An 11,304-nucleotide genomic window follows, 5' to 3' on the forward strand; every position below is an offset into this window, starting at 1 on the left:
TCAAGTAGTGATTTAGGAGGGAGATTCACCAGGAGTATGACAGGTTTTATTCTCCTGATGATGTTTGCTTCGCTTAATACTCACCAAATGATTTTCCCCTTATATTCTCCTACTCAGACCAAACCTCTTGATTAATCTCAGAGGAAATGGACTTTATTGCTGAATGCCCTGATGGACATACATAATCACCTGTGAAAAGGGAACTCTAAAAACCGATGTCAATGACTCAGGAGGGAAACATCATGTTCAATCAGCAAAACAATACCCAAAATACCCAATTTCAAAACAACGCCCAACCAGGCATAAATCAAATGAACAAAAACCATGGCGGCCACGAATTATTCGATGCCCATGAAGTCATTGGAGGCATCGTCAGCATGCTTGATCAATATCAAATGTATGATCAGCATATCCAGGATCCCGAACTGAAGGATATCGTCAAACGCCAAACGGCTTTCGTAACAACCATGTACAACACGATTGTCGGCAGTTTCTCCACTGGACGCGATCCTCAAGTACCGACTCAGCAGTATAAAATGCTGCAAAACAATAACACTGTATATGGTGTCAAACCAGGACCGCCAAAGAAGCCAAACCAATCGGTCAGTGAGCTGTCCGAAAAAGGACTGTCCGCTTATATGCTGGGACAAACCAAGTCACTTGCGACCATGCTCGCGATGACGGCCCTTGAAATGACGAACCCGATTCTGCGCCGCGTCGTAGCGGACAGTGTGCCGAATTTAATTGAGATGAGCTATGAAATCTTTCTATATCAGAACAAGCACGGATACTATCAGGTACCGCAGCTGAACGACCAGGATATGGCGCAAATGCTGCAAAGCTATGCAACGGTCCCTCAGGGGAACCTGCCACACTAGCCAATATGGGACACGGTGCAGAACCCGATCCTATTTGAAACTTGCTGATTCTCATCAGCAGGCTGGCTTGCACGTATATTTTATGCGGGACACGGAGTAAGTTCCGTGTCCTTTTTATCATCCACTCAAGAAGGAAGCGTGGCCTTCATGTCTTCCGGCGCTGACCCGTTCGCATCCAATGATCTGGTTATGAGATAGTAAAGTGCTGTCCCCAAAAGACCCAGAACCAGGAGAACGCCACCCATCGCCACAGGACTGACCCATTCACCCGCGATGATCAGCAGCGATGCAATAATCGTCGCCCCATAAAAGGTCAGGCTGTAAAATGCCATGTACGTGCTGCGTGCATTGGATGGTGCCAGGTCGCCGAGCATTGCCTGTTTGACCGGAACATACATTAGTTCGCCAATTGTTCCGACGAATATGACGATAAGGAGAATTAATACATTGTTGGTGAATGCAAGTGCACTGAAGCAGACAGAGAAGATGAACATCCCTGTCACGAGCGTCCAGCGGTCCTTCCATTTTTTAAAAAGGAATAGGACAACTGTGGACAATAGCACGACCAGCAGTGTATTTTCAGTTTTGAGGAATCCGAGTACCTTTGTACCATCGAGCAAGAATTCCATTCCAAACAGCGAGGCGGATTGTTCCGGGATCTCTTTTTCAAGCCGGATACCGATATAGTTCGTCAAGGATTGCTCCAATGTGAAAATGAATACGGCGCCGACTATATAAAACATGAATAGCTTATCTTTTAAGACAGCAGTATAGCTTTGAACGATTTCTAAAGGTGAAGATTTGGGTTGTTCCGATGAAGATTCTGATGAGGTTTGTTCTGGTGTGTAGGTTTCTGAGATGAAGAAAATGGTCATCAGGACAGATAAGAGTGAAATACCCGATATCCCGATGAATAACTCAAATAAATAGGTTTTGAATAAGAAGGCACCCATGATGCCCCCGATTGCAGTGGCCAGATTGCCGAGCCAATAGCTGATCGTGAACACGAGCTTTCTCGATTCTGAATCCGTCACATCGATGATCATCGCCTGAGCAGCAGGTTGAAACATACCGCCGGCAAACATATTGAGGACAAAGAAGGCAGCAGATACATATGGGAGATCGAACCAAGGAGAATTGCAAAAAGCAATGAATAGATAGGTAATCAGCACACCGATCTCAGAATAGATCATGATGTTCCGCCGGCCGATCTTATCGGAGACATGTCCCCCGATGAATCCCCCGATCACACCGCTGATGACGATTAATATGAGAATGACTCCCGTTTCAGCGGCACCGATTTTTTGAGCAAAGTAGATGGCCAGGAACGGGATGACGGCCATGGAAACAAGCCCTCCCAGGAACTGCATCCCCAGCCTTAATTTAATGTTCGGGTGGATATCCCTCATTTTCAACGTTTGGTCCCCTCCCCATTGGATACAGGTCCAAACAATCGCAGCGCCTGGATTCTCATATCCATCCAGAATAAATTAGTATACTCATCCACAAAGGTCAACCTCATCCCATTGATGAGGGACAAATAGGACTGGGCAATCAAAGGAGGTGATTCTTGATAGAAAAGACCCCGCTTCTGCCCTTGAATGATGAGTGGGACGATGCGGTCGATAAAGACAGTTACGAAATCATCGAGTTCCTGGAACAGATCCGGGTATCGGTCTGGTCTAGCCAGTACTTGTTGGATAAGACGTAAGAAATCCTTTCTTTTTGAGAACAGCTCGACATGGCAATGGATCATTTCACTTATTATTTCCATGGGATTGCCGCTGTACCGTTCTTCTATTTCATAAAAATAGGGCTTGATTTCTTCCAACGGCTCCAGAATGGCTGAATGAAATAATGTCTCCTTCGTTTCAAAATACGTAAAAACCGTTCCGAAACTAACACCCGCTTCCTTTGCGATTGCAGCAATCGGCGTTTCAGCGAATCCGTTTTCGCTGAATAATTTGACCGCAGCCTGCAGAATCAAGGCTCTCTTTCTTTTCTTTTTTTCTTCAACTGAAAGTGCAGCAGCCATTTGTATCATCTCCCCGAAAAATGATTGATTGATCAATCAATAGTTTATTGTAATTTTATTCCATAGTCAACAAAAAAGTCTGTATAAATTTCATAGCAGACTTTTCTGTTGATTTATATTCAATTGTTCCCTCTCTAAATTTTAGAGCTCAGCTATTTTATGGATTGACCAGACTACTCCACCGGTCCCTCCCCCAAGGTTCAAGGAAATGGAAAGTCCATTTGATTCATAAAATAAACCAATCTCATCTCCAGCATTTAATTCTACATCCCCAGCTAATGTAACCGTTCCACTCCCCAGGACTGCCCTTAATGTCAAAACAAGAACAATACTGACATTTAGAATAGGGAATAAACCCGAGATCAAATCCGTATCATCATTGATTCTGCGTATGATAAAAGCAGGATTTACGTTTGAGCCTAAGCTAATTGAGATAGCTGCGGTTGTCTGATAAGAAAGGGTTGCATAAATTGCATACCTGCCTGAAGAGGGAACCGTATAAATTCCTTGCGGTGCGTCGAAATTCACAGTGCTGTAGTAAGGTGAGTTAATTGACCATGAGGAAATTCGCCGAGATGAGGATACCCCGAGAGAACTGGCTAATGCCGAAAATCCTTCTTGTGCAAAGGCAGGACCAGTCTCTCCTTGAGGACCGGCTGGACCGGGATCCCCCTGCAAACCTTGGATCCCTTGCTCCCCTTGGGGACCAGCTGGACCAGGTTCACCCTGGATGCCGGCCGGACCGATTTCTCCTTGAGGACCGGCTGGACCGGGATCCCCCTGCAGACCCTGAATCCCCTGTTCTCCTTGGGGGCCAACGGGACCGGGCTCTCCCTGGATGCCGGCCGGACCGACTTCTCCTTGTGGTCCAATTGGACCGGGGTCCCCCTGCAGACCCTGGATCCCCTGATCTCCTTGAGGACCGGCTGGACCAGGCTCTCCCTGGATGCCGGCCGGACCGACTTCTCCTTGAGGACCTTGGACTCCCGGCTCTCCTTGAGGTCCAATTGGACCGGGGTCCCCCTGCAGACCCTGAATCCCCTGTTCTCCTTGGGGGCCAGCTGGACCGGGCTCTCCCTGGATGCCCGCCGGACCGATTTCTCCTTGTGGTCCTTGGACTCCTTGCTCTCCTTGAGGTCCGACTGGACCGGGATCCCCTTGCAGACCCTGGATCCCCTGATCTCCTTGAGAACCAGCTGGACCAGGCTCACCCTGGATGCCGGCCGGACCGATTTCTCCTTGAGGACCTTGGACTCCCGGCTCTCCTTGAGGTCCAATTGGACCGGGATCCCCCTGCAGACCCTGAATCCCCTGTTCTCCTTGGGGGCCAGCTGGACCAGGCTCACCCTGGATGCCGGCCGGACCGATTTCTCCTTGAGGACCTTGGACTCCCGGCTCTCCTTGAGGTCCAATTGGACCGGGATCCCCCTGCAGACCCTGAATCCCCTGTTCTCCTTGAGGACCAGCTGGACCGGGCTCTCCCTGGATGCCGGCCGGACCGACTTCTCCCTGAGTTCCTTGGACTCCTTGCTCTCCTTGAGATCCGACTGGTCCGGGATCCCCTTGCAGACCCTGGATCCCCTGATCTCCTTGAGGACCAGCTGGACCGGGCTCTCCCTGTAGCCCTTGGGGACCTATAGGACCCCGGAAGCCGCGTGGTCCAGGCGGCCCCTCACAACAAATATTTTTTAATGGGTTAATATTCTCACAAGAAGTAGGAGGTATTAAATGATCAATTTCAATATATTCGGGTTCGATAGAAAATTTTTTTCTTCTTAATTTTAAATACCTTAAATCTGAAAATTCTCTCATATCCTTCAAATCCCTTTTTAAATATGATATTTATTATATTTAAAAAATTTGTAATTTGATTGGACTACCTCTGCAATCAAACCATAGACCAGTGTTTGGGTATTCTGAGATCCAATATGTTTAACTTAGATATGTTCATCAGGCACAACAATAAAATATAAAAAAATAGCATCTACATAAGTAGACGCTATTTTTTCATACTGAGGTCATCGGGACAGTGGACCTGTCCCCATGTCCCGCTTTTTAGTGCATGCTGTTCATGACCCAGACGGAGCCTGCGACGATGACGATGGCGATGAAGGCGGCCGAGAGCATTTTCCCGACCTGCCATTTTCCTTCACCTTCTGTTACGTGCATGAACAGGAACAGCTGGATAGCTGCCTGCAGGAACGCAAGTACGAACACGAGCGCTACGATGGTACCGCGGGCAAGGTCAGTGTACAGTCCCCACCAGACAGCGAGGAATGTTAATCCGACTGACAGTAGAAATCCAATAATTTGTGTCCAAGGTATACGACTGTGGTTCGATGTGTTGTTTGACATTATCCCACCATCCCTAGTAAGTATACGCTTGTAAACACGAAGATCCATACGAAATCAAGGAAGTGCCAGTACAAGCTGGATACAAATAGTTTTTTCGCGGTATCAGGGTTTAACCCCTGTTTCTTTACCTGGAACATCACAAGTATGATCCATAGGATACCTAATGAAACGTGGAGACCATGCGTACCAGTCAACAGATAGAATGAAGACCAGTAAGCATTGGTTCCCATAGCAGCACCCTCATGGATCAGGTGCAGGAATTCGGCAATTTCCATGTAAAGGAACCCTGCGCCAAAGAGCAAGGTGATGATCAGCCAGACCATCATCCCTTTGACATTTTTTCTTCTTAATTCATTTATCGATAAACCTGACGTAAAACTACTGATCAATAATAGTAACGTCATAATGATCGTATTCTTCAGATCAAACACTTCACCAGGCAGCGGACCGCCGACCGTTCCGCTTTCAAGGGCAAAGAACGTTGCGAAAATAGTGGCAAATAGCGCCATTTCCGCTCCAAGGAAAATCCAGAAACCGAAAATATTCAGTTTGCCGATTTCCGATTGATATTCCAATGGCGTGTTTGGATCTACATTTGTACTATGTGCCATAATCACGCCTCCCCCTTAAACCGATTTTCTGTTTTTTCTATTTCTTCCACACTTACATAATAACCTTCATCCTGCTTGTGTGAATTGAGAGAACGGTGAGCCATGCATCCAAAAATACCGACAAGGGCAAGGATGGCCAACCACCATAATTCGAATACCAAACCGAAGCCTGCAACAAAGAAGAAGCCGGACATGATGAAAGGCGTTCCTGCATTGCTTGGCATATGGATCGGTTTATATTTCACTTTTTCCGGACTCGTTGTTTCTTTTTCCTGTTTCATGTAATAGAATGCATCAACATTCTTCACCTCAGGAACATGTGCAAAGTTGTAGTGAGGCGGGATCGCAGAACTTGTCTCCCACTCAAGTGTACGTCCATTCCACGCGTCACCGGTTACTTCTCTCTTTCCGTAACGGTAGCTGTAGTATACGTTATACACGATGATCATGAATCCTACCCCCATACCGAAGGCACCGACAGAAGAGATCACGTTCAATGCTGTCCATCCGTCTTCCGGTCCGTACGTATACACACGTCTTGGCATACCGGCGAATCCTAATACGAATTGAGGTAAGAAACATACGTTGAAACCGATCGAGAAGAACCAGAAAGCCCATTTCCCGATTCGTTCATTCATCTTAAGTCCGAACATTTTCGGATACCAGTAGACAAGTCCTGCGAAGCAGGCAAATACGACCCCGGCAATCAGCGTATAGTGGAAGTGAGCAACCAAGAAATAGTTGTTGTGATACTGGAAGTCAGCCGCGGCCATACCGAGCATGACCCCTGTCACCCCGCCGATCAGGAATGTCGGGATGAATGCCACCGACCACATCATGGGCACCGTGAATTCAATCCTTCCCTTATACAAGGTACCCAGCCAGTTAAATATCTTGATACCGGTCGGGATGGCGATTGCCATCGTTGTAATCGAGAATACACTGTTCAATGCAGCACTTCCGCCCATCGTGAAGAAATGGTGGACCCACACGACAAAGCTAAGCAATGAAATCGCAGCAAGCGAGATGATCATCGATTTATACCCGAATAATGTCTTTCTTGCAAAAGTGGCAATGATTTCTGAGAAAATACCGAAAGCTGGCAAAATAACGATATATACTTCCGGATGACCCCATAACCAGAACAGATTCGACCAAAGCATCGGATTCCCGCCATCCGTCAGCGTAAAGAAATGTGTCCCGAACAGACGGTCGAATGTCATCAGAGCAAGTGTCACTGTCAAAATCGGGAATGCGAACACGATGATGAATGCAGTGATCAATGTCGTCCATGTAAACATCGGCATACGAAGAAGCGTCATGCCTGGTGCACGCATCTTGATGATGGTGACGACAAAGTTGATACCTGTCAGTAATGTACCGATACCGGAAATCTGCAGACCGAGCAAGTAGTAGTTGATACCCGGCCCAGGACTTCCTTCGATTGCGAGCGGAGCGTAGTTCGTCCAGCCCGCATCCGGTGAACCGCCGAATACGAATGACATATTAAACAGGATCGCCCCGAACATGAATGACCAGAAACTGAGGTTATTCAAGAATGGGAATGCCACGTCTCTTGCACCGATCTGGAGTGGTACAACAACGTTCATCAAACCAAGTAAAAATGGCATCGCCATGAATAGAATCATGATCGTACCATGAGTCGTAAAAATTTCATTGTAATGCTGAGATGATAAAAACTCGTTATTAGGAACCGTTAATTGGGCCCTCATTAATAATGCATCTACCCCTCCGCGGAAGAGCATGACCAATGCAGCAAGTATATACATGATACCTATCTTTTTATGATCAACACTCGTGATCCAGTCATTCCAAAGCCATTTCCATTTTTTAAAGTAAGTAAGGGTGGCAACTATCCCGATAACGGTGAATATAATCGAAATATTGGCTCCCAGAATCAATGGATCATTGAGGATTAAGTTATCCTTTATAAAATCAAACATTTAAAGCCCTCCTTTCTTAGTGCTCATGTCCCTCTTTATTTTCATGCGATTCACGGCTATCCTGATCTTTGTGATCTCCCTGACTGCCTTGATCTTCATGGTCTTCGTGTGATTCATGTCCGCCATGACCACTATGAGTGGATTCAGCATCTGCATCCGCACCGTGTGCATTTTCGGTGATGCCGTATTTCTCACGAATCGCGAGTGCATATTCAGAATTCTTTCCATGGTCTACAATTGATAAGTGGGTGGACGAGAACGTCATCTCTTCAACCGTGCCAGGCAGCATAAGCTTCTCATACGTTTTTTCGGTCAGTTTTGGCTCGCCGGCTTGAACATCTTTCACCCATTCTTCATACTTTCCTTCTTCCAACGCAACAAAATCAAACTTTTGGTGTGTCATTCCTTCACCCGTGAAGTTTGAGTTACGTCCGTCGTAAGTCCCCGGTTCATCAGCTTGTAAGTATAAATCATTTACCATTCCAGGCATTCCATAAATCTGGCCACCGATTTGAGGAACCCAGAATGAAGCCATGGAATCAGCAGCTGTCACTTTAAACAGGATTGGATGATCTTCTGGGACATTAACGTAGTTTACAGTTTCGATCCCTTCCTCCGGATAACTGAAGATCCATTTCCAATCAACAGCTGTCGCGTGAATCACGATTGGATCTTTATGAGCTGTTGCTTTCGGAGCTTCTTTCAATTCATATAACGCCTTCGTATTTGGTATTGATAAAGCAATGACGATCAATACCGGGATCAGCGTCCAGATGATTTCCAGTTTCGTACTGCCGTGCATTTCCGGCTTATAATCACTCTTTTTACTACTTCGATATTTTAGCAGAATAATAGTAAAGAAAGATAATACGACAACCATTATGCCAAGCATATAATAGATCGACAGCATGATCAGGTCTTTCTGAACCGCCCCTACAGGTCCTTTCGGATCGAGAATGATCATTTCACTTCCCGAACTGAATATAATGATGAAAAATAATGAAACCAAACTGATCAATACAATCAGGTAGGGCTTGAATTTATTAAACATAGGGAGATCACCTTCCTTTATGTCAGAATTATCGTTGTAGCATCATACTAACAAATTCTTTAAAGAAGGTACCCTCATTTCACCTATCTGTAAACAGATGTTCGAAATTTAGACGAAGTTTATTCACAAAACGGTAACAATGTTGGAAAGAAATGTCCCTGAGGCAAAAAAATAACTCTCAAAATTATTTGAGAATAATTTTGAGAGCGCTTTATGAATTGATAATTTAGAATAATATAGATTTATTAAGTACCTTACTGCTGCAAGTCAGCTTCTTTCATCCCGTTCATATCGTGTATCTTCCGTACTGGCTGCCTGACCAAAGATTCCATATCTTGACTTGTCATATCAATTAAACAATATCAAGTCCATTCGCTATCAATTATAAGTAGGTGGCTCTTTTTAAGGAGCAGGTACCGGCTGCACCCTTCAGCTTTGGAGAATAATAGCTGAGCTTTTTAATGAAATAACAGGTTTCTGGAAAATGATGCTCTAAAAAGCGGAGAGTGGTTTTATTCAGCAGTTTTTTCTTATTATATTTCACAACCATCCCATAGATATACTGACTCATTTCCAATGTCGTTTGACCAACTTCATTCGCAAATTCCCTCTGCCGGGCAAAGCCAGGCTGTTTGAACCTGAGATATCCTTTCAGATGCCGGTTTTGCACGATATACATTTGATATTGGTTGATATAAGCTTCTGCCCGTCTGCTCGCGCTTATTTCAATTGGATCGAGTATGTTTTGAAATAAGACCACGTGCCCCAATTGATCTTCAAGCCATAAATCCATTAAATCCATCAAAGGAAGCGGCTCCGGCTCCTCCCCTTTTCGCAAATACCCTAAAAACCTCAGGTATTCCTGATTTTCTGCAAGCGTTCCATTTAAGTAAGTAGGGGACAAATTAAGATCCACTTTATTATCGATCCTTAACGATTGCAGCATTCCTTCAAATTCAAAATAGCCTTTGGCCACTGGCCATACTCTATTTGAGAACTGAATCATGGTTTCATCCCGGTGGCCTGCTGTAAGCGGAACACGGTCTAATAGCCCGATAAGCTCTCCAAATAGTTGAATGTATTGCTGAGAAACATCCACATACTCTGCTTCAACGGCAGATAAGTGGTCCCTGATGAAATAAGCATGATCCTGTAATACTTCAAGCCAGAATAAGTGTTCTTCCCATATCGTGATCATTTGTTTACCCATCCTTTACCCCCTTTATAGTATTTATATATTTAATCAGAAGGTAAAAAAGAAGGATATTCACAACTTCCCTTAGATAAAAGAATCCCCGCGGGAAGATACATAAATCTTTTATGAAAAAGGAACACTATCTTTACCACTATGATGTAAAGGGTGTTCTTTTATGAAGAATAGAAAACGACTGATAACGTTAATGGCCCTGCTTCCCTGGTTGTCCATTCCACTTCTGAGCAAAAAAACGTTAAAAAGATTTCTACCCGGTACACTTTTTATGTGTGTATATTTAGTCGCAGAGGGCACAGTAGCAACCAGGAGAAAATGGTGGTGGTTCCCTTTTTCCATAAGACCGAATGTATTGGCTGAATTGCCATTGATTCTGGGTCCATTTTTTGTTGGATCATTTTGGATTTTCAAATATACGTACGGCAAGTTCTCGATGTATCTTTTACTTAATTTGATGGTCGATTCTTTTTTCACGATCTTCATGTTGAATTGGTTCAAGAAAATTGGATATGTCACCCTGATCAGGTTTACAAGATTACAGCTATCATTACTCTTCATGTTAAAGTCCATCTTGATGTATGGATTTCAGTATTATTATGAGGAATTTTTTTCCGGCAGGGTTAATAACGAGGAAAAATTAGAAGGATTGTAAATTCACCTATGGACAAAAAAGGCTCTCATCGCAATTTGAACGATGAGAGCTTTTTTATATGGATGCTATTTTCGTATATTATATTTCCACGCTTTGTCTTTATCCATCATTTTCTTCGCAGCGTAAATCAATATAAATTGAACGACAATAATCGGCAGACCCATCAGGCCTGAAATCACTTCAAGCGGAGCCAGTCCCCCGATGCGCATCAGCAGTAGAGCAAGAGCTGCTATAACCCCTGCGATCACGATACGGAGCAGTTTTGCCGGTTCATGTTCACTCATATCCCTCGTACTTGTATAGGCCGCTACCGTATAGGTAGTCGAATCAAGTGTAGTCGTTAAGAATATCAGTGCTACTATAACAAATATAACAATCATGGTGCCGCCAATAGGAAGAGTATAAAGAATCTCAGGAATTGCCGCCATCCGTTCATCCTGCTTGACAAGCTGCAGGATAGACAGCTCCCCTGTGAGGTAGCGGTGGACCCCCAATCCGCCGAGGACACCGGTCGCAATCCATGAAATCATCGTCGGGGCTAACAGATA

Annotated in this window: 11 protein-coding genes; 2 read left to right on the forward strand and 9 right to left on the reverse strand. The window is 44.8% G+C overall.

What is annotated here, in order from left to right:
- The first annotated feature begins 242 nt into the window (after window positions 1-242).
- The gene (locus tag HP456_RS02405) at window positions 243-878 is read left to right on the forward strand and encodes a spore coat protein (RefSeq protein ID WP_172248423.1); all 636 of its coding nucleotides are present in this window, start codon (window positions 243-245) and stop codon (window positions 876-878) included.
- Window positions 879-1,003: 125 nt separating this feature from the next.
- Here HP456_RS02405 and HP456_RS02410 read toward each other — a convergent pair whose 3' ends face one another.
- The 8 genes from HP456_RS02410 to HP456_RS02445 form a co-directional block, all read right to left on the reverse strand.
- Complete coding sequence (locus HP456_RS02410) at window positions 1,004-2,287, reverse strand: MFS transporter (protein WP_246288680.1); 1,284 nt, start codon at window positions 2,285-2,287, stop codon at window positions 1,004-1,006.
- A gap of 2 nt (window positions 2,288-2,289) precedes the next feature.
- Window positions 2,290-2,913: a TetR/AcrR family transcriptional regulator gene (locus HP456_RS02415; RefSeq protein WP_172248425.1), complete on the reverse strand. Its 624-nt coding sequence runs from the start codon at window positions 2,911-2,913 to the stop codon at window positions 2,290-2,292.
- Window positions 2,914-3,054: 141 nt separating this feature from the next.
- Window positions 3,055-4,725, reverse strand: coding sequence for a collagen-like domain-containing protein (locus HP456_RS02420; RefSeq protein WP_172248426.1), 1,671 nt, complete (start codon window positions 4,723-4,725; stop codon window positions 3,055-3,057).
- A 243-nt stretch (window positions 4,726-4,968) separates the two neighbouring features.
- On the reverse strand, window positions 4,969-5,268 hold the full coding sequence (qoxD, locus tag HP456_RS02425; RefSeq protein WP_216663148.1) for a cytochrome aa3 quinol oxidase subunit IV: 300 nt from the start codon (window positions 5,266-5,268) through the stop codon (window positions 4,969-4,971).
- Window positions 5,268-5,879, reverse strand: coding sequence for a cytochrome aa3 quinol oxidase subunit III (gene qoxC, locus HP456_RS02430; protein ID WP_172248427.1), 612 nt, complete (start codon window positions 5,877-5,879; stop codon window positions 5,268-5,270). Before qoxC ends, qoxD begins: the two co-directional genes overlap by 1 nt.
- Window positions 5,880-5,881: 2 nt before the next feature.
- On the reverse strand, window positions 5,882-7,843 hold the full coding sequence (gene qoxB / locus HP456_RS02435; RefSeq protein WP_172248428.1) for a cytochrome aa3 quinol oxidase subunit I: 1,962 nt from the start codon (window positions 7,841-7,843) through the stop codon (window positions 5,882-5,884).
- 16 nt (window positions 7,844-7,859) lie between these two features.
- Complete coding sequence (gene qoxA, locus HP456_RS02440) at window positions 7,860-8,894, reverse strand: cytochrome aa3 quinol oxidase subunit II (RefSeq protein WP_172248429.1); 1,035 nt, start codon at window positions 8,892-8,894, stop codon at window positions 7,860-7,862.
- Between the two features lie 382 nt (window positions 8,895-9,276).
- Entirely contained in the window at window positions 9,277-10,104 is an 828-nt protein-coding gene (locus tag HP456_RS02445; RefSeq protein WP_246288676.1) for a DUF2935 domain-containing protein, read from the reverse strand.
- 160 nt (window positions 10,105-10,264) lie between these two features.
- On the opposite strand from HP456_RS02445, the gene HP456_RS02450 reads away from it, so the two are divergent.
- Window positions 10,265-10,756 (forward strand): hypothetical protein, encoded by a 492-nt coding sequence (locus HP456_RS02450; RefSeq protein ID WP_172248430.1) that lies wholly within the window; start codon window positions 10,265-10,267, stop codon window positions 10,754-10,756.
- A 65-nt stretch (window positions 10,757-10,821) separates the two neighbouring features.
- Here the strand turns inward: HP456_RS02450 and HP456_RS02455 are convergent.
- Window positions 10,822-11,304, reverse strand: a 483-nt coding sequence (locus HP456_RS02455; protein WP_172248431.1) for a BCCT family transporter, incomplete at its 5' end; no start/stop codon positions are given.

The organism is Bacillus haikouensis, assembly GCF_013179555.1.
Lineage (GTDB): Bacteria > Bacillota > Bacilli > Bacillales > Bacillaceae_B > Rossellomorea > Rossellomorea haikouensis_A.